The sequence below is a fragment of the Catenuloplanes niger genome (assembly GCF_031458255.1).
GTDB lineage: Bacteria > Actinomycetota > Actinomycetes > Mycobacteriales > Micromonosporaceae > Catenuloplanes > Catenuloplanes niger.
Map to the genome: position 1 here is coordinate 2,003,001 of NZ_JAVDYC010000001.1, position 26,237 is coordinate 2,029,237.

Sequence of the window (26,237 nt, forward strand, 5' to 3'; positions counted from 1 at the left end):
ACAACCGCCACCCCGCACCACACTCGGAACGTGCCCCACCGCGTTCCGGCTACGTCGAGACCACCCCGCACCGCGATCCGGGCGCCTCCCCCACCGTTCCGACTACGTCGGGGCGCCCCGCACCGCGAGCGGGCGCGCCCCATGCCGTTCCGGTTCCGGCGGGAGGCCCCGATCGAGGCGGCGGCCGGCGCGGTGGAGCGCGGGGTCGTGGTGAGTGGGCCGGGACGTGCAGGGAGGCCGCTCGCGGCCGACCGGTGCCCGCGGGAGCGCTCGGAGCCCGGCCACGCCGGGAGCGGGAATATCTGCTTTTAAAGGCTTTTGCGCAGTTGCTGGAGGAGCGGGATCGCGGCGATCTTCTCCTCGGTGAGGTCGGCCCAGTCGATGCGGCCGGTGGCGCGCGCGGGGCGGTGCGGGCGGCAGTCGATCACGCGGGACGGCGTGACGATCAGGTCGAGCGGGACGTCGTGGCTCGTGGTGGGAATGTCGCCGGCGGGACGGACCTGGGTCTCGTGGACCGTGGTGACCACCAGCGTGTGCGGGCCGATCAGGCCGGCGGCGGACGCGACCGCGTACTCCAGGTCGGCGAAGCCACCCCCCTAGCCGAGCCGGGCACCGTCCGCGCCGGCGGCCACGCAGCCGGTCACCACCAGGTCGACCGCGGTGAGCTCGGCGACCGGGACGCGGCGGGCGGAACGGGTCGCGCCGGCGATCGACGCGGCGCGACGTGGCGTGTCGGCCAGGTGCGCGGGGTCGAGGAGGAAGAACGGCTCCGGCTCGGCCAGCCGGGGCACGGCCATGAAGACGGTCTTGCCGTCCTGCAGCGCGCGCTGGCGGACCGGCAGCTGCGCGGAGTCCGGGTTCGCCTTGACCGTGCGGGCGGCGGCCCACTCGGGCAGCGCGCGCAGGCGCTCGGCCGCGGCCTCGGCGCCGATGAAGTTGGAGATGCGGTGCCGGGCACCGGGGAACCGGGCCGCCTTCGCCGCGATCAGCGCGTCCCAGACCTCGTCGCGGAGCGCGGCCTTCGCGGCCAGCAGCTCGGCCGGGCCGCCGGCGTCGTGGTCGTGGCGCTTCGGCGGTCGGGGCATCCGCCGATCATCCCAAAAGCATGCGCCGGGTGGCCATCGGCCCGGCACGACCAGGACTTAAGGCACGTTCAGGCAGGTCGTGTCGTCTGGGGGTGGGCACCACGCGGGTACCGGCACAGGGCTAGCCTGAGGTATGTGACACGCCGCGCGAAAATCGTCTGCACTCTCGGCCCCGCGACCTCGTCCCCGGAACGCATCCGGGGTCTCGTGGAGGCCGGCATGGATGTGGCCCGGCTGAACTTCAGCCACGGTGACCACTCCGATCACGAGCAGGTCTACCAGCTGGTGCGGGAGGCCGCGAAGGCCTCGGGCCGCGCCGTCGCCGTCCTGGCGGACCTGCAGGGGCCGAAGATCCGGCTCGGCCGGTTCGAGAACGGCCCGCACGAGTGGCGCACCGGGGACTCCGTGGTCATCACCGGCGATGACATCATCGGCTCGGCCACCCGCGTCTCGTGCACCTACCGCAAGCTCCCGCAGGAGGTCAAGGTCGGCGACCGACTCCTGATCGACGACGGCAGGGTCGCCGTCGAGGTCACCAACGTCGAGGACAACGACATCCACGTCCTCGTCGTCGAGGGTGGCAAGGTCTCGAACAACAAGGGCGTCTCGCTGCCCAACGTGGCCGTCAGCGTGCCCGCCATGTCCGAGAAGGACGCCGAGGACCTGCGGTTCGCGCTCCGGATCGGCGCGGACCTGATCGCGCTCTCCTTCGTGCGCACGCCGGAGGACATCAAGCTGGTGCACAGCGTCATGGACGAGGAGGGCATCCGCCGCCCCGTCCTGGCCAAGGTGGAGAAGCCGGAGGCGGTCACCCACCTGGAGGCGATCGTCGAGGCGTTCGACGGTGTGATGGTCGCTCGCGGTGATCTCGGCGTGGAGATGCCGCTCGACCAGGTGCCGCTCGTGCAGAAGAAGCTGGTGCAGCTCTGCCGGGAGAACGCGAAGCCGGTCATCGTGGCCACCCAGATGCTCGACTCCATGATCGAGAACTCGCGGCCCACCCGCGCGGAGACCTCCGACGTGGCGAACGCGGTGCTCGACGGCGCGGACGCGGTGATGCTGTCCGGCGAGACCAGCGTCGGCAAGTTCCCGGTCCTGACGGTCAGCACCATGGCCAAGATCATCGAGACCACCGAGTCCGGCGAGTTCGGCGTGCCGCGCCTGCAGCACGACCCGCGCACGCACGGTGGCGCGCTGACCGTGGCCGCGTCCCAGATCGCGCGGAACATCGGGGCGAAGGCGCTGGTCGCGTTCTCGCAGACCGGTGACACCGTGCGCCGCCTGGCCCGGCTGCACTGCGAGCTGCCGCTGCTGGCGTTCACGCCGATCGCGGAGGTCCGCGACCAGCTGGCGCTCAGCTGGGGCGTGCAGACGTTCCAGACCGCGTTCGTGGAGCACACCGACGACATGTTCCGGCAGGTCGACGGCGCGCTGCTCGGCCTCGGCCAGTTCAAGCCCGGCGACTACGTGGTCGTCGTGGCCGGCACCCCGGCCGGCACGCCCGGCTCGACGAACACGCTGCGCGTGCACCAGCTCGGCACGCTCTCCGCGTGAGTGACGTCCCTGCCTCCGGGCAGGCCGCGGTGAACCAGCTGCTGGAGATGCTCGACCTCCAGCGGCTGGGCCCGTCGGAGTTCCGGGGCCACACCCCGCAGGTCTCCCGGCAGCGCATCTTCGGCGGCCAGGTCGCCGCGCAGGCACTGGTCGCGGCCGGGCGCACCGTGGAACCGGACCGCACCGTGCACTCGCTGCACGGCTACTTCGTACGGCCGGGCGACCCGGCCGTGCCGATCGAGTTCCGGGTGGAGAACATCCGGGACGGCCGGTCGTTCTCGGTGCGGCGCTCCGTCGCCTACCAGCACGACACGGTCATCTTCTTCATGTCCGCCTCGTTCCACGTGGCCGAGGAAGGACTGGACCACCACGAGCCGTTCCCGGCCGGCGTCCCGGCGCCGGAGGACGTGCCGACCGTGTCCGAACGGATGGCGCGCTACCCGGAACGGCTCGCCGTGCTGGCCGCAGCCGGACCGCACGCCATCGACGTGCGCTACCTCGGCGAACCCGGTTGGGTGCCACCCGGCGACCGGCCGGTCAACGCGGAACCGCGCGTGTGGATGCGCATCGACGGCAAGCTCCCCGACGACCCGCTGATCCACGCGGCCGCGCTGACCTACGCGTCCGACCTGACGCTGCTCGACGCGGTGCTGGCCACGCACGGCGAGGTGTGGGGCCCGGGCGGCGTGGTCGGCGCGAGCCTCGACCACGCGCTCTGGCTGCACCGGCCGTTCCGGGCCGACGAGTGGTTCCTCTACGACTGCTCCAGCCCGTCCGCGTCCGGCGCACGCGGCCTGGCGGACGGGCGGATGTTCGCCGCGGACGGGCGCCTGATCGCCAGCGCGGTCCAGGAGGGCCTGCTGCGGCGGGTGGGCGGCTAGCCTCGGCGGGTCCGCGTCACGCGGCCCGGTGTCGCGCGGTCCATGTCGCGCGGCGTCACGCGGCTCGCGTCGCGCGGTGCGGCTCGGCGGCGCTCGGTGCGGCGCCACGCGGCCCAGCGCCATGCGGCCCGTGTCGCTCGGCGTCACGGGGGCCCGTGTCGCGCAGTGAGGCTCAGCGCCGCTCGGGTCGCGCAGTGAGGCTCAGCGCCGCTCGGGTCGCGCAGTGAGGCTCAGCGCCGCTCGGGTCGCGCAGTGAGGCTCAGCGCCGCTCGGGTCGCGCAGTGAGGCTCAGCGCCGCTCGGTGCGGCGCTACGCGCCGCTCGGTGCGGCGCCAGGCGGCCCAGACGCCATGCGGCCCGTGTCGCGCAGTGAGGCTCAGCGTCGCGCGGTGCGGCGTCGCGCGGCCCGCGTCGCGCGGTGCGGCTTCGGGCGGTTCGGCGTCACCCCGTCGTGTCGCTCCGGCTTTCACGCAGGGTGGGAAAAGGCTCATTCCCGATGCGGATACTCTTCTTTTATGCGTCTGTCCGCACGGGTCGACTATGCGCTCCGCGCGGTCGCCGAACTCGCCCAAGCCGCCGCCGACGCGGTGCCGGACCCCACGTCGCGCTCGGCGCGCCCGGGTAACCCGCTCACCGCCGAGCGCATCGCACGGGCGCAGGAGATCCCGCCGAAGTTCCTGGAGAGCATCCTGCTCCAGTTGCGCCGCGGCGGCATCGTGCACGCCCAGCGCGGCCCAGAGGGCGGTTACTGGCTGGCCCGGCCGGCCACGGAGATCTCGCTGGCGGACGTGATCCGGGTGATCGACGGCCCGTTGGCGAACGTGCGCGGTCAGCGCCCCGAGGACCTCGGCTACTCCGGTGCGGCGGTGGCGCTCCAGGAGGTCTGGATCGCGCTGCGCGCCAGTGAACGGGAGATCCTGGAGCTGGTCACGCTCGCCGACATCGCCGCCGGCAAGCTGCCCGACCGGGTGCAGGAACTGGCCGCCGATCCGCGCGCCTGGGTATAGCCCGACCCTCTCATCAGCTGGACGGTGCTCGACCTCGCGGCTAATCTCCACTAATCTGATCGACATTGTCTGACAGATGGGTGGTGTGGGATGCGCAAGCTGGTCGTGCTGGCACTGGTCGGGTTCGCAGCGCAGCTCGTCGACGGCGCACTCGGCATGGGTTACGGCGTCACCTCCACCACGCTGCTGCTGGTGGCGGGCCTGACCCCGGCGTCCGCGTCCGCGTCCGTGCACCTCGCCGAGATCGGCACCACGCTCGCCGCCGGCACCGCGCACTGGCGCTTCGGCAACGTCGACTGGCGCGTGGTCCGGCGGATCGCGCTGCCCGGCGCGCTCGGCGCGTTCCTCGGTGCCACCGCGCTCAGCGCACTCTCCACCGAGGCCGCCGAGCCGTGGATGGCCGGCATCTTGCTCGCGCTCGGCGTCTACCTGCTGGTCCGCTTCGCCCGCCCGATCGGCCGCGTGATCAACCGCTCGCCGCTGCGCAGCCGTTTCCTGGCCCCGCTCGGCCTGGTCGCCGGCTTCGTCGACGCCACCGGTGGCGGCGGCTGGGGCCCGGTCGCCACCCCGTCCCTGCTGGTCAGCGGCCGGATGGAGCCGCGCAAGGTGATCGGCTCGGTGGACACGTCCGAATTCGTGGTCGCACTCGCCGCCAGCGCCGGCTTCCTCCTCGGCCTCGGCACCTCCGGCTTCGTCTGGGGCACGGTCCTGGCCCTGCTGGCCGGCGGCCTCATCGCGGCACCGATCGCGGCCTGGCTGGTCCGGATCGTCCCGGCACAACTGCTCGGCGCGGTCGTCGGCGGCATGATCGTGCTGACCAACGCACGAACGCTGATGAAGTCCTTCGACATCACCGGCGGCACGACCTCCGTGGTCTACGCCCTGATCATCATCGGCTGGCTGGCAGCCGCCACGCTGGCGATCCGCGCCCTCCGCCGCTCCCGCCGCGCCGAGGCCGCCGCGCCGGAGGAGCGGGAGCTCATCCCGGCCTGACCGCGGGCCGCCCCCGGAGTCAGGCCGCGCACCGCTCGCGCCGTCGCGTGCTTGCGCCGTCGCGTGCTTGCGCCACCGCGCGCTTGCGCCACCGCGCGCTTGCGCCACCGCGCGCTTGCGCCACCGCGCCGACCGACGATGCGTGTCGGCCGACGACCACGTCAGCCGTCGGCCACGTCAGCCGCAGCGATGGGCCGCCTCAGCCATCCGCCGCATCAGACATCGGCCGCATCAGACATCGGCTTCGTGGCGCCGCGCGAGCCGTGGCAATCCCTAGGGTCCCGGAGGCCAGTGGCAGTGGCGCTTCCCGTGGCCCCACGGCCAGTGGCTGGCTGTTGCACTGCCACATCACGCGGCGCAACAGCCGCAGCGGTCCCGTGACCCCTCGTGCGCCGGGTGGCGGCGGCGCTTACGCGGGCCGGTGCCGGCCGCGATCCCGCAGCCCGCGGGCCAGCGGCGGCGGTGATTCCGCACCGCACGGCGCAACAGCCACGGCGATGCGGCCCGCCGGTGGACTGGATCTCACCCCGGCTCGACGGGATCCGCCGAGCCCGGCCTAGCGCCCGGGGCGGGCGTTCAGGCCGTCCAGTGCGCGTTTCAGCAGGTCGGTGAGGGTGATGCGGTCGGTGGGTGCCAGCGCGGCGAGCAGGGCGTCCTGGGCGGCGGCGAGGCGGATGTCGAGGCGGGCCAGATGGTCGAAGCCGTCATCGGTCAGCGTGATGATGTTGCGGCGGCGGTCGGCCGGATCGGGGTCGCGCCGGATGTGACCGCGGTCGGCCAGCGTGTTGAGCGTGGCCACCAGGTCGCTGAGGTGGATGCCGCTGCGGCGGCCGAGCGTGGCCTGGCTCGCGGGACCACCGTCGGCGAGCGAGGCGAGCACCCGATATTCGTACGGCTTCGTGCCCTCGGCCGCGAACTGCTCGGTGAGCAGCCGGTAGCCGTGGACGGAGAGTTGGCCGATCATCCAGCTGGGTGTGCGGCGGAATCGCTCGCCGCCCCAGGTCTGCTCGTTCGCGGGCATGTCGTCGGCCATGGAGATCAGGATATTTCATTTGCCCTCCTAACGATGAGCGGCTATCGTTCGCCTCACTAACGTTAGACCGGCAAACGATTGGCGGCAAGATGCCTCACATCGCTTCCATGCACTACACCGACGTCGGCGAGGGTGGCCGGCCGGTGGTGCTGTTGCACGGCAATCCCACGTCGTCGCACATCTGGCGCCACGTGATCCCGCACCTCACCGGCCACGGCCGGGTGCTGGCGCCCGACCTGATCGGCATGGGGCGGTCGGAGCGGCCGGACATCGCGTACCGGTTCGCCGACCACGCGCGCTACCTGGCCGACTGGTGCGACGCGCTCGGGCTGGGTGACGTGACGTTCGTCGGGCACGACTGGGGTGGTGCGCTCGCGCTCGACTTCGCCGCGCGACATCCCGGGCGGGTCGCGGGCGTCGCGCTGGTCGAGACGTTCCTGCGGCCGATGACCTGGGACATCTACGCCCCGGCCGCGGTGGACCTGTTCCAGCGGCTGCGCACGCCGGGCGAGGGCGAGCGGATGGCGCTCGACGAGAACTGGTTCATCGAGACGTCGCTGCGCCTGACCGTTCCCGACCTCACCGACGAGGACCTCGCGGTCTACCGCGCGCCGTACCCGGATCGCGAGTCCCGTCGCCCGTTGCTGCAGTGGCCGCGGGAGATCCCGATCGACGGCGCGCCGGCGGACGTGCACGCGCGCATGGTGACGTACGGGGAGTGGATGGCGACCACGCCGGCGGTGCCGAAGCTGTTGATGCTGATCGAGCCGTCCACCGGTCTGGTGCAGCCCGCGACCGAGCGGTGGGCCCGGGAGACGATCGCCGGGCTCGAGGTGGAGAGCATCGGCAAGGCCGGTCACCAGGCACCGGAGCAGCAGCCCGACGCGATCGGCCGCACGGTCGCGGCCTGGCTGGAGCGCCATGACCTCTAGGTGCACTGCCCACGGAGGTTGGTCGGTGGATTTGGCTCGAGCGGGCGAGCGCGCCGCTAGTCCGCGACGACCTCGAAGGCGAGATCCACCAGCGCGGGTACGGACGGGTGCGTCACCGGCTCGGGCCAGGCCAGCACGACCGTGACCGGTGGTGCGTCGGTCAGCGGGACGTAGGCGACGTCCGGGTTGGGGTAGACGGCGACGGTCGCCTCGGTGCTCACGCCGACCGCGCGGCCGGCCGCGATCGTGATCAGCCAGTCGTCGGTGTTGCCGACATCGATCACGCGAGCCGGGCCGGCGCCGGGTGGCCACAGGCCGCGGGTGGTGCTCCCGGTTATCGGGTTCATCGCGACCGGTTCCGCGGCCAGGTCCGCCAGGCTCAACTCCGGGCGGGCGGCGAGCGGGCCGTCCGACGGCACGACCGCGAACCGGTGCTCGGTGAGCAGCCGTGCGGTCCGCAACGACGTCAGCGTCTCCGGCGCCGGGTCGCGCAGGATCGCCACGTCGCTCCGGCCGCGCAGCACACCGGCGGACCGGTCGTCGTCCAGGCGGAGCAGTTCCAGCGGTACGTCCGGGTGGGCGCGGGCCCAGCGGCGCAGCAGCGAGGTGGTGTGCACGCCGAGCGCAGACCAGGCGTGGCCGAGCCGCAGCGGCCAGGTGCCGGCCCGAGCCGGGTCGAGTGCGGCGTCGACGGCCGCGACCGCCGCCTCCGCGCGCTGGCGATACGACTCCCCCGCCGCGGTCAGCCGCAGGTGGTGGGTGGAACGGTCGACGAGCCGCACGCCGAGGTGCTGTTCGAGTTGCCGGAGGGTGCGGGAGAGCGCGGGCTGGGTGACGTGCAACCGCGCCGCGGCGCGGGTCACGGTGCCCTCGGCCGCGATCGCCAGGAACGCACGCAGGTGCCGCAGGTCCGCGGTCATAACGTCAGAGCATAACCGCCGCCCGTTCGGCATTTCCGCGGCGCTTCGGCACCGGATAGCGTGACGTCACGTGACGGCTGACGTTCACGCACCCGAGACTCCCACCGCACCCTTCTCGCCCGCCCGCCAAAGACGCGGTGGCCTGCGCGGCGAGCTGGGCGCGGTGGGTCTGGTGCTCGGCGCGGCCGTTTCCGTCCAGTTCGGGTCCGGTCTGGCCACGCTGCTCTTCCCCCGGGCCGGTGCGGCCGGCATGGTGGCGCTCCGGCTCGGCGTCGCTGCCGTGCTGATGCTCGCGCTCTGCCGTCCTCGGCTGCGTGGCCGCTCGCGGGCCGACTGGCTCGCCGTGGTCGGGCTCGGCGTCGTCTTCGCGACCATGAACTCGGTCTTCTATCAGGCGATCGCCCGCATCCCACTGGGCCCCGCAGTCACGCTCGAGGTGCTCGGCCCGCTCGCGCTGGCCATCGTCACCGCCCGACGCCGCGGCACCTGGCTCTGGGCGCTGGTCGCGCTGGCCGGCGTGGCCCTGCTCGGCACCGGCGGTTACCACCGGCTCACCCTGCCCGGAGTGCTGCTGGCGCTGGCCGCGGGCGCGCTGTGGGCGGCGTACATCCTGCTCAGCTCGTCCGTCGGCACCCGGTTCGCGGGCGCGGACGGGCTCGCGCTCGCGCTGGGCGTCGCCGCGCTGCTGACGCTCCCGGTCGGCGCGGTCACCGCCGGTTCCGCGCTGGCCGACCCGCTGGTGCTCGGCCTCGGCTTCGCGGTCGCGCTGCTCAGCTCGGTGCTCCCCTACACGTTCGAGATGTCCGCGCTGCGCCGCCTGCCGTCGTCGACGTTCGCGGTCATGATGAGCCTCGGCCCCGCACTCGCCTGCCTGGCCGGTTTCACGGTCCTCGGCCAGTCCCTGAACTGGGTGGAGGCGCTGGCGGTGCTGCTGGTGATCGCGGCCAGCGTGGGCGCGGTACGCACCGACCGGCCGACCGCCTGACCACCCGACGAACCGCCCGCGGCACCGCACGGCACAGCGAGTTCCCGGGCATCGATCCCCGCGAGGCGACGGGCCCAGCGACCGGCTGGGCTCTTTATCCCTGATGTATCCGACATGCTGGCCGCCGAACGTGACGCGCACCGCGAGCGACCGCCCCGCGGTGCCGACCGGCTGCGGACTTCCCCCGGGCGCAAGCATCGGCGATGAGCTGCGGCGCGCGCACTCCCAGAACCGCCACGCCGCACGGACCCAACAGGCGGCACGGAACCGGCCACGCGGCTCGACTCGGCCACGCACGGAACCGGCTACGCGGCGCGGACATGGGCAGGCGTCACGAACCCAGCACGCGGCGCGGAAGCAGCCACGCGCGGAAGCAGCCACGCGCGGAAGCAGCCACGCGCGGAAGCAGCCACACGGCATGGAAGCGGCCAGGCTGCGCGGGAACACGGCACGGAAACAGCCCGAGGCTCTGATGCACCGATAGGTGACATCTGAGATGGCTTGCCATGACGGCGGGCTGGAAGGATGTTGCTGTGCCCAAGCCCTACCCCCGTGAGTTCCGCGATGACGTCGTGCGGGTCGCCCGTGACAGGGACCCCGGCGTGACGGTCGAGCAGATCGCGAAGGACTTCGGGGTCCACCCGATGACGTTGTTCAAGTGGCTGCGCCAGGCCGGCATCGAGGAAGGCGCCCAGCCCGGTGCGAGCCGCAGCGACTCGGTCGAGCTGCGTGAGGCCCGTAAGCGGATCAAGCTTCTCGAACAGGAGAACGAGGTCCTGCGCCGAGCCGCAGCATATTTGTCGCAGGCGAACCTGCCGGGAAAAGGCTCTACCCGCTCGTGAACGAGCTCGCCGACGACGGGATCCCCATCGCGGTCACGTGCCGGGTGCTGAACATCGCTCGACAGCCCTACTACCGGTGGCGTGCCCGCCCGGTCACCGACGCCGAACTGGCCGAGGCCTACCGGGCGGACGCGTTGTTCGACGCTCACCGTGACGACCCGGAGTTCGGCTACCGGTTCCTGGCCGACGAAGCCCGTGCCGCAGGCCAGGCGATGACCGAGCGTACTGCCTGGAAGATCTGTTCCGGCATGGGCTGGTTCAGCACGTGCAGCCGCAAGCGGCGGCGAGGAAAGGGCGGGAGGCCGGGCCCGCCGGTCCACGACGACCTGGTCAAACGCGATTTCACCGCGAGCGGCCCGAACCGGTTGTGGCTGGCCGACATCACCGAACACCGCACCGGTGAGGGCAAGCTCTACCTGTGCGCGATCAAGGACGTATGGTCCAACCGGATCGTCGGCTACTCCATCGACTCACGGATGAAGTCGAGGCTGGCGGTCAACGCCTTGCGCAATGCGGTCACCCGGCGCGGTGACGTGGCCGGTTGCGTGCTGCACACCGACCGTGGGTCGCAGTTTCGTAGCCGGAAGCTTGTCGGTGAACTGCACCGTCACGACATGATCGGATCGATGGGCAGAGTCGGTGCCGCCGGCGACAACGCCGCCATGGAATCGTTCTTCGGCCTGCTGCAGAACAACGTCCTCGACCGCCGGACCTGGCCCACCCGGCAGGCGTTGAGGACCGCGATCGTGACCTGGATCGAACGCACCTACCACCGCCGCCGACGCCAACGAAGCCTGTCCCGGTTGACCCCCATCGAGTACGAGACCATCATGACCCCACCGGCCAGTCAGGCCGCGTGACTTGACCTGTCACCTATTGGTGCAGCAGACCCCGACGGCACGCAACGGCCAGGCGACACGCAAACGGCCACCCGGCGCGGAAACAACCAGCCGGCGCAGAAGCAGCCAGCCGGCGCAGAAGCAGCCAGCCGGCGCAGAAGCAGCCCAGCCGGCACGAAAGCAGCCCAGCGGCGCGGAAACAGCCGCGCACGGAAGCAGCCACGCGGCGCGGAACCAGCCCACGGCGGAACCATCCCCACGGCGCGGAGGCAGCCACGCGGCACGGCACCAGCCCCACGGCGGAACCAGCCCCACGGCGGAACCAGCCACGCGGCACGAAAACAGCCCCACGGCGGAACCAGCCACGCGGCACGAAAACAGCCCCACGGCGGAACCAGCCACGCGGCACGGAAACAGCCGCGCGGCGCTGAGCTAACCGGCTACTCGGTCCGACGCGCGCGGCTACGGAACCGTCGCGTGGGTCGTGCACGCCCGGGCGTGGGAGGGCCCGTGGGGTTTGGCCGGGCCGGGACCGGCAGGGAGGAGCGCCAGCGACGACCGGTGCCCGCGGGAGCACTGGGAAGCGATCACGCCGGAAGCGGGAAATCCGCTTCTGAAGGGTCTGTCAGCCGGCCTTCGGCGTCTTGACCGCGCGCAGTTTCCGGCCGACCTGGCCCTCGCCGAGGTCCGGGACCGCGCCGAAGCGGCCCGCGAGGTACGACGTCGGCAGGTCCTCGTGGCGGCCGGGCTGGGCGGCGGTGAGCGGGAAGATGTCGCTGCAGCCGATTTTGTCCTTCTCGACGAGCCAGACCTGGCCGGGTTCGAGGAGGCGTTTGCCGCTCGGGGTGCTGAGCACGCTGACGTCGTGCGCGGTGAAGAGCAGTTGCGCGTCGTTCGTGTTGACCTCGGGGTCCTGGAAGAGGCGGACGACCTCGGCGGCGAAGCGCGGGTGGAGGCTGGAGTCGAGTTCGTCGACGAGCAGGACGGCGCCCTCGTCGAGTGCGAGCAGCATCGGGCCGAGCATGGCGAACCAGCTGCGGGTGCCGAAGGACTCGGATTCCCAGGGCATCGGGTACGCGGTGCCGTCCGCGCCGGTGTGGATGAGCTGGACGTCGGTGACGGTGCGGCCGGCGACGCGGGTCTCGACCGGTTCGACGCCCTCGATGCCGAGGTCGGCGGCGCGCAGCAGCGCTTCGATCCGGTCGCGTTGCGGGCCCAGCACGGCCTGGCGGGTGAACTCCTCGCGCTGGTAGCGCTCGTCCTCGGGGGTGAGGAACCAGAGGTTGCGCTCGAACCAGTAGAAGACCGGGGCCAGATCGGGGTGGTTGTTGGTGGCGGCGACGGTGAGGAACAGCGCGTTCGGCCGGGTCATCTTGACCATTGCGGCGCGGTCCTTGAGCCGGTCGCCGGGGAATTCGAAAGGCTGCCGGCGGGACGCGTCGCGGTCGAACCAGACCTGGCGGCGGCCGCGCGGATAGGCGTGCAGCCATTCGGCCACGACGCGGTCCGGGCCGAGCTCGAATCCGTAGGTGTAGCGAATGCCGTCGTTGACGAAATCCAGCTCGTAGAGCGACGTCTCCCGTTCGGCGGCGGGGTCGAGTGCGAACAGTTCGCGGGGCACGCCGCGCTGGGTGGCCCACTGGTAGTACGAGTCGAGCACGGCGGTGCGCATCTCGACGAGGCCCTTGAGGAGATTGGACTTGCCGGACGCGTTCGGCCCGAAGATGCCGATCAGCGGGTAGACGTCCATGCTGCGGCCACCGGCCACCGGCACCTGACGCGAGGCGTGGGCGGTCTTGCCGGTCGGGACGGCGAATGCCAGCTCCCGCTCTTCGCGGAAGGACCGGACATTGGCGACCCGGAACTTCAGCAGCATCTGATCTCCTCAGCCGCGATCAGCGTTGCCCGCCCTCAGATTTCTGTGTCGCTGTCGAAGCAGCCGCAAGCCGGGCGTGCTCGTGGCAGCACCCAAAGATGATGCCAGTACGGAAAGAAATCAACAAGATCGCTCGCGTTTTGGTGACGGGTGGCGGCATAAACGTAACGGAATGCTGAAGCCGCACCCCGAAATGAGTGACGGGGTGCGGCTTCAGCGATTTGTCAGACGGACAGCGAGTTCGCCGCGGAACCGACCGGCGCGGGCAGTTCGCCGGCCGCGCCGAGGTAGTTGTGCACGGCCGCGGCGGCCGCCCGGCCCTCCGCGATCGCCCACACGATCAGCGACGCGCCGCGGTGCATGTCACCGGCGACGAAGACGCCCTCGGCCGCGGTCTGCCAGCCGGCGTCCGCGTCGATCGCGCCGCGTGCGTTGCGCTCGATGCCGAACTGCTTCAGCAGCGGCTGCCGCTCGGTGCCCTCGAAGCCGATCGCCAGCAGCACCAGGTCGGCCGGGAGCTCGCGCTCCGATCCGGGCTTGACGCTCATGATGCGCCGGCCGTCCACCTTGGTCACCTCGACCTCGGCGATCCGGACGCCCTTGACCTGCCCGGTGCCGTCGTCGACGAACTCCTGGACCGCGACCGCGAACTCGCGGACGCCGCCCTCCTCGTGCGCCGGGTAGTTGCGCAGCACGTAGGGCCAGGTCGGCCACGGGTCGCGGATGCCGACGCGCGTGGTCGGCGGCTCCGGGTAGATGTCCAGCTGGTAGACCGCGGTGGCGCCCTGCCGGTGCGCGACGCCGAGGCAGTCCGCGGCGGTGTCGCCACCACCGATGATCACCACGGACTTGCCGGCCGCGGAGATCGGCGCGGTCTCCTGGAGACCGGCGACCACCCGGTTGGCCGGGACCAGGTGGTCCATGGCCAGGTGGACGCCGGTCAGGTCGCGGCCCGGCGTCTCCGGGGTGTCACGGCCGGTGAGCGCGCCGGCGGCGAGCACGACCGCGTCGTAGTCGCGCTTGATGTCGGCGGCGGACAGGTCGACGCCCACGTTCACGCCGGTCCGGAACACGACGCCCTCGGCCTCCATCTGGGCCATCCGGCGGTCGATGTGCTCCTTCTCCAGCTTGAAGTCCGGGATGCCGTAGCGCAGCAGGCCGCCGATGCGGTCGTCGCGCTCCAGCACGGTCACGTCGTGGCCGGCGCGGGCCAGCTGCTGCGCCGCGGCCAGACCGGCCGGGCCGGACCCGACCACCGCGACGCGCTTGCCGGACTTCGTCACCGGGACCTGCGGCGTCACGTAGCCGAGCGCGAACGCCCGGTTGATGATCTCGACCTCGACCTGCTTGATCGTGACCGGGTCGTCCGCGATGCCGAGCACGCAGGCACCCTCGCACGGCGCCGGGCACAGCCGCCCGGTGAACTCCGGGAAGTTGTTCGTGGCGTGCAGCGACTCGATCGCCGAGGCCCAGTTGCCGGTCCGGACCAGGTCGTTCCAGTCCGGGATGCGGTTGCCGAGCGGGCAGCCCTCGTGGCAGAACGGGATGCCGCAGTCCATGCAGCGGGTGGCCTGCTCCCGGATGAGCTGGTCGCTCGCCTCCGGGTAGACCTCCCGGTAGTCCATCAGCCGCACCGGCACCGGGCGGCGGGCCGGCAGCTGCCGGCCGTAGCGCAGGAAACCGTTCGGGTCAGGCACGTGCGACCTCCATGACCGCTTCGTCGACGTTTCGGCCGGCGGCTTCGGCGGCACGGATCGTTTCGATCACTCGCTTGTAGTCACGCGGCACCACCGCGACGAACTCCTCGACCGCGTCGGACCAGCGCTTGAGCAGGTCCTCCGCGACCGCGGAACCGGTCTCGGTGAAGTGCCGCCGGACGAGGCCGTGCAGGGTGGCCTGCTCCTCGTCGGAGAGCGTGGACAGCTCGACCAGCTCCGGGTTGATCCGGCGCTTGTCCGGGCGCCACAGGAACGCGGTGCCACCGGACATACCGGCCGCGAAGTTGCGGCCGTGCTGGCCGAGCACCACCACGGTGCCGCCGGTCATGTACTCGCAGCCGTGGTCGCCGATGCCCTCGACGATCGCGGTCGCACCGGAGTTGCGGACCGCGAACCGCTCGCCGGCCCGGCCGCGGATGAACAGCTCACCCTGGGTCGCGCCGTAGAGGATGGTGTTGCCCGCGATGATCTGGTCCTCGGCCGTGAACGGCGCGGACGCGTCCGGGCGGATGATCACCCGGCCGCCGGCGAGCCCCTTGGCGACGTAGTCGTTCGCGTCGCCGAAGATCCGCAGCGTCACACCGCGCGGCACGAACGCGGCGAACGACTGACCGGCGGTGCCGTGCAGCGTGACGTCGATCGTGTCGTCCGGCAGGCCCGCACCGCCGAAGCGCCGCGCCACCTCGCCGCCGAGCATCGCACCGACGCTGCGGTGGTCGTTGCGGATGTCCACCGAGACGGTGACCGGCTCCCGGTTGTCCAGCGCCGGCCGGGCGAGCGCGATCAGCTGGTTGTCCAGCGCGTGCTCCAGGCCGTGGTCCTGGTCGCGGACCTTGACCCGGGCCGCGCCGTCCGCCAGCTTCGGCACCGCGAGCACCGCGCGCAGGTCCAGTCCGCGGCCCTTCCAGTGCTCGATCGCCGGCACCAGGTCGAGCGACTCCGCGTGCCCGATCGCCTCCTGGAGGGTACGGAAGCCCAGCTCGGCCAGGTATTCGCGCACCTCCTCCGCGATGAACATGAAGAAGTTCTCGACGAACTCCGGCTTGCCGTTGAAGCGCTCGCGCAGCACCGGGTTCTGCGTGGCGATGCCGACCGGGCAGGTGTCCAGGTGGCAGACCCGCATCATGATGCAGCCGGAGACGATCAGCGGTGCCGTGGCGAAGCCGAACTCCTCCGCGCCGAGCAGCGCGGCCACGATCACGTCGCGGCCGGTCTTCAGCTGGCCGTCGACCTGCACCGTGATCCGGTCGCGGAGCTTGTTGAGCAGCAGCGTCTGCTGCGTCTCGGCCAGGCCCAGCTCCCACGGCGTACCGGCGTGCTTGAGCGAGTTCATCGGGGACGCGCCGGTGCCGCCATCGTGCCCGGAGATGAGCACCACGTCGGCCTTCAGCTTCGCCACCCCGGCCGCGACCGTGCCGACGCCGGACTCGGAGACCAGTTTCACGTGGACGCGGGACGCCGGGTTGACGTTCTTCAGGTCGTGGACCAGCTGCGCCAGGTCCTCGATCGAGTAGATGTCGTGGTGCGGCGGCGGCGAGATGAGGCCGACGCCGGGCGTGGCGTGCCGGGTCTTGGCCACCCACGGGTAGACCTTGTAGCCGGGCAGCTGGCCGCCCTCGCCGGGCTTCGCGCCCTGCGCCATCTTGATCTGGATGTCGTCCGCGTTGACCAGGTACTCGGTGGTCACGCCGAACCGGCCGGACGCGACCTGCTTCACCGACGACCGGCGGGCCGGGTCGTAGAGGCGCTCGACGTCCTCGCCGCCCTCGCCGGTGTTCGACTTGCCGCCGAGGTTGTTCATCGCGATCGCGAGCGTCTCGTGCGACTCCGCGGAGATCGAGCCGTACGACATCGCGCCGGTGGCGAACCGCTTGACGATCTCGCTCGCCGGCTCGACCTCGTCCAGCGGGACCGGCGTGCCCTTCTTGAAGGTGAACAGCCCGCGCAGGTGACCGCCCTCGGCGGCCAGCGCGTCGACCTTCTCCGTGTAGCGGCGGAACACGTCGTACTGCTTGGACCGGGTGGCGTGCTGGAGCAGGAACACCGTCTCCGGGTTGAAGAGGTGGATCTCGCCCTCGCGGCGCCACTGGTACTCACCGCCGACCTCGAGCGCGCGGTGCGTGCGCTCGGCCGGGTTCAGCGGGTACGCCTTCGCGTGCCGGGCCGCGATCTCCGCGTGGATCTCGCCGAGGCCCGCTCCGCCGATCTTGCCGGGCGTGCCCGCGAAGTAGCGCTCGATCAGCCGCCGGTCCAGGCCAACCGCCTCGAAGACCTGCGCGCCGCAGTACGACGAGACCGTCGAGATGCCCATCTTCGACATGATTTTCTGGACGCCCTTGCCGAGCGCCTTCACGTAGTTCCGGACCGCCTTGCCGGGCTCGACGCCGGTCAGCGCGCCCGTGGCAATCAGGTCCTCGACCGACTCGAACGCCAGGTACGGGTTGATCGCCGCGGCGCCGAAGCCGATCAGCGCGGCCGCGTGGTGCACCTCGCGGGCGTCGCCGGTCTCCACCACCAGCGCCACCCGGGTACGCGTCTGCTCGCGCACCAGGTGCTGGTGCACCGCGGCCGTGAGCAGCAGCGACGGGATCGGCGCCAGGTCGGCGTTGGAGTCCCGGTCGGAGAGCACCAGGATCCGCACGCCGTCCTCGATCGCCTCCGACACGTGCCGGCAGATCTGGATCAGCCGGGCGCGGATGCCGGCCGCGCCGTCGCGCAGCGGGTACAGGCCGGAGACCCGCACGGCCTTGAAGCCGGGCAGGTCACCGTCCTCGTCGATGGAGAGGATCTTGGCGAGCTCGTCGTTGTCGATGATCGGGTACGGCAGCACGATCTGCCGGCAGGACGCCGGGCCCGGGTCGAGCAGGTTGCCCTCCGGCCCGATCGTCGTCTGCAGGCTGGTGACCAGCTCCTCCCGGATCGCGTCCAGCGGCGGGTTCGTCACCTGCGCGAACAGCTGGTGGAAGTAGTCGAACAGCAACCGCGGCCGCTTCGACAGCGGGGAGATCGGCGTGTCCGTGCCCATCGAGCCGAGCGGCTCCGCACCGGCCTTCGCCATCGGGCCGATGAGGATCTTCAGCTCCTCCTCGGTGTAGCCGAACGTCTGCTGACGCCGCTGCACCGAGTCGTGCGTGTAGACGATGTGCTCTCGGGCCGGCAGGTCCTCAAGGTTGATCAGCCCGGCGTGCAGCCACTCGTCGTACGGCTGCGCCGCGGCCAGCTCCGCCTTGATCTCGTCGTCCTCGACGATCTTCCCGGCGACCGTGTCGACCAGGAACATCCGGCCGGGCTGCAGCCGGCCCTTCGCCACCACGGACGCCGGGTCCAGGTCCAGCACGCCGGCCTCGGAGCCGACCACGACCAGGCCGTCCTCGGTCCGCCACCAGCGGCCCGGGCGCAGGCCGTTGCGGTCCAGCACGGCGCCGACCACGGAGCCGTCCGTGAACGCCACGGCCGCCGGGCCGTCCCACGGCTCCATCAGGCTGGCGTGGAAGCGGTAGAAACTCCGCTTCGCCGGGTCCATGTCCGGGTCGTTCTCCCACGCCTCCGGGATCATCATCAGCACCGCGTGCGGGATGCTCCGCCCGGACAGGTGCAGCAGCTCCAGCACCGCGTCGAAGTTCGCGGAGTCGGACGCGTCCGGCGGGCAGACCGGGAACAGCCGCTTGATGTTGCCGGGCAGGTTCCTCGACTGCAGCGCCGCCTCGCGGGCCGCCATCCAGTTCTTGTTGCCCCGGATCGTGTTGATCTCGCCGTTGTGCGCGATCAGCCGGTACGGGTGGGCCAGCGGCCAGGACGGGAACGTGTTCGTCGAGAACCGGGAGTGCACCAGCGAGATCGCGCTGGTCACCCGCTCGTCCTCGAGGTCGGGGAAGAACACCGGCAGCTGGTCCGGCGTGAGCATGCCCTTGTACACGAACGTGCGCGCGGACAGCGACGGCAGGTAGGCCGGGATGCCCCGCTCGGCCGTCTCCCGCTCCGCCTGCTTGCGCACGCAGAACGCGACCCGCTCCAGGTCGAGCCCGGACAGCGGCGTACCGGCCGGGACACCGTCCCGGGCGGCGAGCTGCTCGGCCGCGATGAACACCTGGCGGATCAGCGGCCGGGCCGCCTCCGCGGACGCGCCGAGGTCGTCGTTGACCACCGGAACGTCGCGCCAGCCCAGCACCTCCGCGCCCTCGACGAGCGCGTACTTCTCGAAGATCTGCACGGCGCGGGCCGCGTCGGCCTCGTCGCGCGGCAGGAAGACCAGACCGGTCGCGTACTGCCCGGCGGGCGGCAGCGCGAAGCCGGCGACCGCGCGGAAGAACTCGTCCGGGACCTGAATCATGATCCCGGCCCCGTCGCCGGTGTTGGTCTCGGCGCCCCGTGCGCCACGGTGGTCAAGGCGGATCAGTGCCGAGACACCCTTGGCGACCACGTCGTGTGAACGACGGCCGTGCAGATCCGCGACGAACGCGAACCCGCAGGCGTCATGCTCGAACGACGGGTCGTACATCAGGCCGGCCGTTGCGGGGAAATCGCCCGTGTGGGCGGCTCCGGCAACGGGGAGATGAACTCCCTGAGGGTGCGAAAAAGCCACCGGGCCTCCTGTCGTCGCTCGCTGGTTGAAGATGTGGGACGACGTCGGCCCTGTGCAGAGTCTCTAGAGTCTACGTGAGTGAACGCCGATTCCCACCAATACAGATAGATCACACGTCCACGATCTGAGACATGTACGATCCCTCGATGCCTCAGGTCGACGCCGCCCTCTTCGCCCGCCTGGAACGCTTCTACGACGGGGTGCCGCGATTCGCCGCCCGGGCCGAAGACTTTGGCGCATTGGTGCTCTTCATTGGCAGTAACGACGCGTACCCGCTTTATGCCCGGCCAGCATTGCGGGCGGGGAAAACGCCGTCCGCCGCAGACATTACCGCCGTGCGGCGGCGCCAGCGGGACATCGGCGCGCCGGAGGCGTTCGAGTGGGTGCACGAGACCAGCCCGGATCTGCTGGCCGTGGCCCGGTCGGCCGGGCTGGACGTGCTGGAGGCACCGCTGATGGTGCTCGACCCGGATGCGATGCCGGCCATCACCGATGACGAATTCATTTCGGTGCGGTTAATGGCGCCGGAGGACGCGTCGTTCGCGCACGACGTCGCGATCCGCGGCGCGGTCGCGGCGGTCTCGTTCGGGCACGCGGGCACCGCGGCCGGCCCGGCCGGCGCGTCCGCGCGGGACGCGGCGCTGACACCGCTGTCCGCCGGATCGCTGGCGCTGCACCGGCGCCGCGCCGAGACGGGACAGGCCGCGTCCGCGCTGGCCGAGGTGAAGAATCCCACTGACCCGGAAGTCAGCGGCGTGGTCGGCAGCGGCATGTATCAGCGAGCGGACGACGTCGCGGAGATCGTCGGCGTGGCCACGCTGCCGGCCGCCCGCCGCCGCGGGGTGGCCCGCGCGGTCACGGCCGCGCTGGCCCGGCACGCGCTCGACGCCGGCACCGGCCTGGTCTTCCTGTCCGCCGCGTCGGACGACGTCGCCGCCATGTACGCCCGCCTCGGCTTCCGCCGGGTCGGCACGGCCTGCATCGCCGAACCGGCGGCGGTCCCGGCGCCACAGGCACCCTGAGATCACAGGCGCCCTGAGACCACCGGCGCCCTGAGACCACCGGCGCTCCGAGACCACAGGCGTCCCGAGGCCGCGCCGCGACACGATCAGACCCGCGAGATCTCTGTTCCCGCTTCCGGCGTGGTCGCGTTCCGAGTGCTCCCGCGGGCACCGGTCGTCGCTGGCGCTCCTCCCTGTCAGTCAGCGGGTGGTCGCGACACCAGCCCCGCGTCACCCGCCGCCGCGCACCACCCGGCCGCGGGCACGGCTCGGTCGCCGGCGCACGGGCCGGTCACCGCGCACGGATCCGCGGGCACCCGGATCCCGCTGCGGCTGCACGGATCCCGCCACGTGCGCACAGACCGCCGCAGGCGGACAAATCGGCGGCGAGGCGCGGACAGACCGACGGCGGGCGGACAGACCGGCGGCAGCCGGACGGACCGGTGGCGGGGCGCGGCGGTGGCCGAGCGTCGTTCGTGCGCGGCGGACCGTCGAGGCGTGCGCTAGACGGGCGGGTTCCATTCGCCCGCGGTGGTGGCGACGCTGCCGAGCAGGCGCGGGGTGATCGTGCCGAGCGCGGCGTCGCGGGCGCGGAGCGCGAGACGGCCGCGGGCCTGGATGACCGCGGACATCCGGCGGGTCTGGCGCACGATCGTCGCGGTGCGCGGGCGGCGGGCGCGGCTGTACTGCTCGATCGCGGTGGTCAGCGTGCGGCCCGGCACCGCCTCGGCCATCACCGACCGCAGCGTCGCCGCGTCCTCGAACGCCAGGCACGCGCCCTGCCCGAGGTGGTGCGGCATCGCGTGCGCGGCGTCGCCGAGCAGCACCACGCCGCCGGGGCCGGAGCCGAAGCCGTACTGCCGGGGCAGCGGGCGCAGCTCCCGTACCTCCTGCTGGATCAGGTCCTCCGGCTCGGTGGCCGCGAGCAGCTCGCCGACCGGCGCGTGCCAGTCGGCCAGCCAGCGGCGCAGCAGGTGCAGCTGGACCGCGGGCGACTCCGGGCGGGGCGCGCCGGCCGCGGTGGCGACCCAGTAGATGCCGCCCCGGCTGGAACCGCCGGCCGAGCCGCGCTCGCCGAGCGACACCGCCACGAACCGGTAGCCGGCGCCGAGCGTCTCGCCGTTCGGTGACATGTCGTCGGGCAGCCGGGGCGCGCGGTACCAGGGGATGACCGCGCGCCAGGCGGCGCAGCCGGAGCTGACCACGGACGCCTCCGGCGCCAGGTGCTTGCGCAGCACGCTGTCGATGCCGTCCGCGGCCACGATCAGGTCGGCCTCGTGACGCGACCGGCCGTGCCCGACGGACGGCCGGTCGCCGGTGTGCAGCCGGACCGTGTCGATCGGCACGCCGGTGCGGATCTCCACGCCGTCGCCGAGCCCGGCGATCAGCGCGTCGTGCAGGTCCTCGCGGTGCACCACGACCGGCGGCTGCGCGTCCGGGCCGGGCTGGCGCGGCTGGACGAGCAACTGCCCGTCCGGCCGCCGCACGCCCCGGTCGCGCAGCGGCGTGGCGATCGCGTGCAGCCCGTCGCCCAGGCCGAGCGCGCGCAGCGCACGCACGCCGTTCGGCCAGAGGATCAGCGCGGCCCGGTCGACCGGGACGCGATCACCCCGCTCCAGGACGGTGACCTGCCAGCCGGCTCGTGCGAGGGCGCCCGCCGCGGCGAGACCGCCGATCCCCGCACCCACCACGATCGCCGTGCGCATCACAGGCCCCTCTCACCGATCCGAGCTCGTTTCAACCCGCGCCACCGGATCGTGGACCGGTGGCGTACCACCGGCCGGGTTGAAAACGGCTCATCGCCGCTACTTCTTGTCGTCGCCGCCGGGCGCGGCCGGTGCCGCGTCGACGTCGCTGTCCGCCACCGTGTCGACGGGGCCGTCCGCCGCCGGCCGCGGTTCCGGGTCGGCGACGTCCGGGACGACACCGGTCTCCCGGTACGCCGTGAACTGTTCCTCGGTCACCACGTGATAGCTGGACGGCATGACCTGCTTGGCCGGCGCGGTGTCGCCGTCGGCCGGCTCGCTCCCGGCCGGCGGCACCGTCTCCGGCAGCACCGGGATCAGGAACTCGCGCGGGCCGCGGGCCCGGAGGAAGTAGATCAGCGCGCCGACGAACACGACCACCGAGGTGAACACGTTGAGCCGGATGCCGAAGAACGCGTTCGCCGGGTCGGTGCGCATCATCTCGATCCAGAACCGGCCGAGCGTGTAGCCCATCGCGTAGAGCGCGAACGCCCGGCCGCGGCCGAACTTGAACTTCCGGTCCAGCGCGAGCACCACGCCCGCGACGCCGAGGTTCCAGACCAGCTCGTAGAGGAACGTCGGGTGGTAGAGGCCGGGTTCCAGGATCGGGTTGCCGTCGCCGTCGAGCAGCGCGCGGCCCGGGTTCTCGTCGTCCATCTTGTGGATCTCCAGGCCCCAGGGCAGCGTGGTCAGGCCGCCGTAGAGCTCGTTGTTCCACCAGTTGCCGAGCCGGCCGAGCGCCTGCGCCACCGGCAGGCCGGGCGCGAGCGCGTCCGCGAGCACGGTCAGCGGGATGCCGTACTGCCGGCAGGCGAACCAGGCACCGAGCGCGCCGCCGAGGATGGCGCCCCAGATGCCGAGGCCGCCCTCCCACACGTAGAGCGCCCGGATCGGTTCGCCGCCCTCGCCGAAGTATGCCTGCGGGGACGTGATGACGTGGTAGACGCGGGCACCGATGATGCCGGCCGGCACCGCCCAGACCGCGATGTCCAGCGTCACCCACGGCGCCGCGCCGCGACGGCGCAGACGGTACTCCGTGATGAGCACGGCGGCGACGATGCCGGCGACGATGCAGAGTGCGTATGCCCGGATCGGGAAGCCCGCGACGTGCCAGACCGCGACGCTGGGGCTCGGGATAGCGGAAATCACGGTTCCACACGCTACCGGTGCGCCGTCGCCACGCGTAGCCCCGGGCCGTGCGGCTTTTCCTGGTCGTCGCTCCGCTCCACCGGTGCGGCGCCGCTCCGGTGGACGGCGGCGTCCGGCCGAACGGGGAGCGTGTCCGGCCGGGTGCCGCCGTCGACGGTGGCGCGCGCCGCACCCGGTGGGCGCTTTGCGTGTTTGGGCGGTCCCCGGTCAGCGGGTGACGGACCGGGCCCCGGTCGCGAGATCGGCGCCCAGCTCGCGCAGCGCGGTCAGGCCGGCCGCCCGGTCCGGCGCCTCCAGCACGCGGCGGATGAGCGCGCTGCCCACGATGACCGCGTCCGCGTAGGCACCGACCTCGGCCGCCTGCTTGCCGTCGCGCACGCCGAGGCCGACCCCGACCGGGATCTCCGCGTCGATCGCCCGGATGCGTCGGACCAGGTCCGACGCCTCCGAGGAGACCACGTCGCGGGCGCCGGTGACACCCATCAGCGCGGTGGCGTAGACCCAGCCGCGGCAGGCCTTCAGCGTCATCGCGATCCGCGCGTCGGTCGACGACGGCGAGACCAGGAACGTGCGGTCCAGCCGGTACGCGTCGGACGCGGCCAGCCACTCGTCGGCCTCGTCCGGGATCAGGTCCGGCGTGATCATCCCGGTCGCGCCGGCCGCGGACAGGTCGCGGGCGAACGCGTCCACGCCGTACCGCTCGACCGGGTTCCAGTAGGTCATCAGGACCACCGTGGCGCCGGTCCGCGCGACCGCCTCGATGATCTTGAAGGTGTCCTTCGTCCGCACGCCGTTCGCCAGCGCGATGTCGCTGGCCTTCTGGATGACCGGGCCGTCCATCACCGGGTCGGAGTAGGGCAGCTCGACCTCGATCACGTCGATGCCGGACTCGACCATCGCGACCATCGACGCGACGCTCTCGTCCACCGTGGGGAACCCGGCCGGCATGCAGCCGACGATCAGCGGTCGGCCCTCGGCCCGCGCCTTGTCGAACGCGCCGCTGAGGCTCACAGGTTCTCCTCCGGGACGATCGTCTCGTTCTGGTCCAGGATGCCGAAGTACGCCCCGGCGGTGTGCACGTCCTTGTCACCGCGCCCGGACAGGTTGACGAGCACGACCGGCTCGCGGCCGAGCTCCTCGCGCAGCGCCGGGATGATCTTGGCTGCGCCCGCGAGCGCATGCGCGCTCTCGATCGCCGGGATGATCCCCTCGGTGCGGCAGAGCAGCTGGAACGCGTCCATCGCCTCGCGGTCGGTGACCGGCGTGTACGACGCGCGGCCGGTGTCGTGCAGCCACGAGTGCTCCGGCCCGACGCCCGGGTAGTCCAGGCCGGCCGAGATCGAGTGCGACTCGACGGTCTGCCCGTCCTCGTCCTGCAGGATGTAGGTGCGGGCGCCGTGCAGCACACCGGTCGAGCCGCCGGTGATCGAGGCGGCGTGCCGCCCGGTCTCCATGCCGTCGCCGCCGGCCTCGAAGCCGTAGAGCCGCACTCCCTCGTCCGGGACGAACGCGTGGAAGATGCCGATCGCGTTCGACCCGCCGCCCACGCACGCGGTGACCGCGTCCGGCAGGGCGCCGGTCAGTTCCAGGCACTGCGCCCGCGCCTCGGTGCCGATCCCGCCGACGAAGTCGCGGACGATCTCCGGGAACGGGGCCGGGCCGGCCGCGGTGCCGAGCAGGTAGTGCGTGGTCTGCACGCTGGCCACCCAGTCGCGCAGCGCCTCGTTCAGCGCGTCCTTGAGCGTGCGCGAGCCGTTCGTGACCGGCACGACCGTGGCGCCGAGCATGCGCATGCGGGCCACGTTCAGCGCCTGCCGCTCGGTGTCGACCTCGCCCATGTAGACCACGCACTCGAGGTCGAGCAGCGCGGCCGCGGTGGCCGAGGCGACGCCGTGCTGGCCGGCGCCGGTCTCCGCGATCACCCGTTGCTTGCCCATCCGCTTCGCGAGCAGCGCCTGACCGAGCACGTTGCGCACCTTGTGCGCGCCGGTGTGGTTCAGGTCCTCGCGCTTGAGCAGGATCCGCGCGCCCAGCCGTTCGGACAGCCGCCGCGCGGAGTAGAGCAGCGACGGCGTGCCCGCGTAGTCACGCAGCAGGCCACCGAACTCGGCCTGGAACTCCGGGTCGGTCTTCGCGGACCGGTACGCCGCGTCCAGCTCGTCCAGCGCCGCGATCAGCGCCTCCGGGACGAACCGGCCGCCGAACCGCCCGAAGTGGCCGGCGAGGTCGGGCAGGACCGGGGCGCTCATCGGGCCGGCCTCGGGGTCGCCGGGTGGTTGCCGGCGTTGACCAGCGCGGCCACCGCGTCCCGCGGGCTGCTCTGGGTCACCAGGCCCTCGCCGACCAGCACCGCGTCGGCACCGGCGGACGCGTACCGGATCAGGTCGTGCGGTCCGCGCACCCCGGACTCGGCGATCTTGACGACCTCGTTCGGCAGGCCGGGCGCGATCCGCTCGAACACGGTCCGGTCGACCTCGAGCGTGCGCAGGTTGCGCGCGTTCACGCCGATCACCTTCGCGCCGGCCTCCAGCGCGCGGTCCGTCTCGTCCTCGTCGTGCACCTCGACCAGCGCGGTCATGCCCAGCGACTCGATCCGCTCCAGCAGGCCGACCAGCGCGTTCTGCTCCAGCGCCGCGACGATCAGCAGCACCAGGTCGGCGCCGTGCGCCCGCGCCTCGTGCACCTGATAGCTGGAGACCACGAAGTCCTTGCGCAGGATCGGCACGTCCACGGCCGCGCGCACGGAGTCGAGGTCGGCCAGCGAGCCGCCGAACCAGCGGCCCTCGGTCAGCACGCTGATCACCCGCGCACCGCCCGCCGCGTAGTCACTCGCGAGCACCGCCGGGTCGGGGATCTCCGCGAGCGGCCCCTTCGACGGGGACGCGCGCTTGACCTCGGCGATCACGCCGACCCCGGGCTTGCGCAGCGCGGCGTACGCGTCGATCGGCGGCGCCACCTCGGCGCACATCTCTCTCAGACGCTCCAGCGGAACCTGCTGCTGACGGGTCTCGACGTCCTCGCGCACACCGGCCAGGATCTCGTCGAGCACGCTGCCGCCGCTGTTGTTCGCATTACCATGCTCAGCTGTCACCAAGG

At 72.2% G+C, this 26,237-nt stretch carries 18 protein-coding genes and 1 pseudogene; 8 read left to right on the forward strand and 11 right to left on the reverse strand.

Annotated features, from left to right (window positions below; translation table 11 throughout):
* Window positions 1-308: 308 nt before the first annotated feature.
* A pseudogene (locus tag J2S44_RS43160) lies at window positions 309-1,085 on the reverse strand (5-formyltetrahydrofolate cyclo-ligase).
* Window positions 1,086-1,220: 135 nt separating this feature from the next.
* On the opposite strand from J2S44_RS43160, the gene pyk reads away from it, so the two are divergent.
* The 4 genes from pyk (at window position 1,221) to J2S44_RS08680 (ending at window position 5,519) form a co-directional block, all read left to right on the forward strand.
* Window positions 1,221-2,639, forward strand: coding sequence for a pyruvate kinase (gene pyk, locus J2S44_RS08665; protein ID WP_310410527.1), 1,419 nt, complete (start codon window positions 1,221-1,223; stop codon window positions 2,637-2,639).
* A gap of 47 nt (window positions 2,640-2,686) precedes the next feature.
* Window positions 2,687-3,520, forward strand: coding sequence for an acyl-CoA thioesterase (locus J2S44_RS08670; RefSeq protein ID WP_310429534.1), 834 nt, complete (start codon window positions 2,687-2,689; stop codon window positions 3,518-3,520).
* Between the two features lie 514 nt (window positions 3,521-4,034).
* Window positions 4,035-4,526, forward strand: coding sequence for an RrF2 family transcriptional regulator (locus J2S44_RS08675; RefSeq protein ID WP_310410529.1), 492 nt, complete (start codon window positions 4,035-4,037; stop codon window positions 4,524-4,526).
* 90 nt (window positions 4,527-4,616) lie between these two features.
* On the forward strand, window positions 4,617-5,519 hold the full coding sequence (locus J2S44_RS08680) for a sulfite exporter TauE/SafE family protein (RefSeq protein WP_310410531.1): 903 nt from the start codon (window positions 4,617-4,619) through the stop codon (window positions 5,517-5,519).
* Window positions 5,520-6,075: 556 nt separating this feature from the next.
* On the opposite strand, the gene J2S44_RS08685 is transcribed toward J2S44_RS08680, so the two are convergent.
* A complete protein-coding gene (locus J2S44_RS08685) occupies window positions 6,076-6,552 on the reverse strand; it encodes a MarR family winged helix-turn-helix transcriptional regulator (protein ID WP_310410534.1) in 477 nt (158 codons plus the stop codon).
* Between the two features lie 107 nt (window positions 6,553-6,659).
* Here J2S44_RS08685 and J2S44_RS08690 point away from each other — a divergent pair, with 107 nt between their 5' ends.
* Window positions 6,660-7,484, forward strand: a complete 825-nt coding sequence (locus J2S44_RS08690) for a haloalkane dehalogenase (RefSeq protein WP_310410536.1) — start codon at window positions 6,660-6,662, stop codon at window positions 7,482-7,484.
* Between the two features lie 56 nt (window positions 7,485-7,540).
* Here the strand turns inward: J2S44_RS08690 and J2S44_RS08695 are convergent, their stop codons facing one another.
* Entirely contained in the window at window positions 7,541-8,404 is an 864-nt protein-coding gene (locus tag J2S44_RS08695) for a LysR family transcriptional regulator (RefSeq protein WP_310410537.1), read from the reverse strand.
* Between the two features lie 70 nt (window positions 8,405-8,474).
* On the opposite strand from J2S44_RS08695, the gene J2S44_RS08700 reads away from it, so the two are divergent.
* Both J2S44_RS08700 and J2S44_RS08705 read left to right on the forward strand, forming a co-directional pair.
* On the forward strand, window positions 8,475-9,389 hold the full coding sequence (locus J2S44_RS08700; RefSeq protein WP_310410539.1) for an EamA family transporter: 915 nt from the start codon (window positions 8,475-8,477) through the stop codon (window positions 9,387-9,389).
* A 533-nt stretch (window positions 9,390-9,922) separates the two neighbouring features.
* Window positions 9,923-11,091 (forward strand): IS3 family transposase gene (locus J2S44_RS08705; protein WP_310409493.1). Its coding sequence is split into 2 segments (ribosomal slippage): window positions 9,923-10,207 and window positions 10,210-11,091, totalling 1,167 coding nucleotides; the frame shifts between segments, so codons are not numbered across the junction.
* Window positions 11,092-11,695: 604 nt separating this feature from the next.
* On the opposite strand, the gene J2S44_RS08710 is transcribed toward J2S44_RS08705, so the two are convergent.
* The 3 genes from J2S44_RS08710 to gltB all read right to left on the reverse strand — a co-directional run bounded on the left by J2S44_RS08710 (window position 11,696) and on the right by gltB (window position 19,162).
* Window positions 11,696-12,946, reverse strand: coding sequence for an AAA family ATPase (locus J2S44_RS08710; protein WP_310410541.1), 1,251 nt, complete (start codon window positions 12,944-12,946; stop codon window positions 11,696-11,698).
* 224 nt (window positions 12,947-13,170) lie between these two features.
* Window positions 13,171-14,643, reverse strand: a complete 1,473-nt coding sequence (locus J2S44_RS08715; RefSeq protein WP_310410543.1) for a glutamate synthase subunit beta — start codon at window positions 14,641-14,643, stop codon at window positions 13,171-13,173.
* Complete coding sequence (gene gltB, locus J2S44_RS08720; protein WP_310410545.1) at window positions 14,636-19,162, reverse strand: glutamate synthase large subunit; 4,527 nt, start codon at window positions 19,160-19,162, stop codon at window positions 14,636-14,638. Before gltB ends, J2S44_RS08715 begins: the two co-directional genes overlap by 8 nt.
* Window positions 19,163-19,581: 419 nt before the next feature.
* Between gltB and J2S44_RS08725 the strand changes: the two genes are divergently transcribed.
* Entirely contained in the window at window positions 19,582-20,268 is a 687-nt protein-coding gene (locus tag J2S44_RS08725) for a GNAT family N-acetyltransferase (RefSeq protein WP_310410547.1), read from the forward strand.
* 482 nt (window positions 20,269-20,750) lie between these two features.
* On the opposite strand, the gene J2S44_RS08730 is transcribed toward J2S44_RS08725, so the two are convergent.
* The 5 genes from J2S44_RS08730 to trpC form a co-directional block, all read right to left on the reverse strand.
* Window positions 20,751-21,953: an FAD-dependent oxidoreductase gene (locus tag J2S44_RS08730; protein WP_310410549.1), complete on the reverse strand. Its 1,203-nt coding sequence runs from the start codon at window positions 21,951-21,953 to the stop codon at window positions 20,751-20,753.
* Between the two features lie 99 nt (window positions 21,954-22,052).
* A complete protein-coding gene (gene lgt / locus J2S44_RS08735) occupies window positions 22,053-23,141 on the reverse strand; it encodes a prolipoprotein diacylglyceryl transferase (protein ID WP_310410551.1) in 1,089 nt (362 codons plus the stop codon).
* Between the two features lie 207 nt (window positions 23,142-23,348).
* Window positions 23,349-24,152 carry a tryptophan synthase subunit alpha gene (trpA, locus tag J2S44_RS08740; RefSeq protein ID WP_310410555.1) on the reverse strand — a complete coding sequence of 268 codons (804 nt, stop codon included), beginning with the start codon at window positions 24,150-24,152 and terminating at the stop codon, window positions 23,349-23,351.
* Window positions 24,149-25,390, reverse strand: coding sequence for a tryptophan synthase subunit beta (gene trpB / locus J2S44_RS08745; RefSeq protein ID WP_310410557.1), 1,242 nt, complete (start codon window positions 25,388-25,390; stop codon window positions 24,149-24,151). Before trpB ends, trpA begins: the two co-directional genes overlap by 4 nt.
* Window positions 25,387-26,190, reverse strand: coding sequence for an indole-3-glycerol phosphate synthase TrpC (gene trpC / locus J2S44_RS08750; protein WP_306839164.1), 804 nt, complete (start codon window positions 26,188-26,190; stop codon window positions 25,387-25,389). Before trpC ends, trpB begins: the two co-directional genes overlap by 4 nt.
* Between the last annotated feature and the right edge of the window lie 47 nt (window positions 26,191-26,237).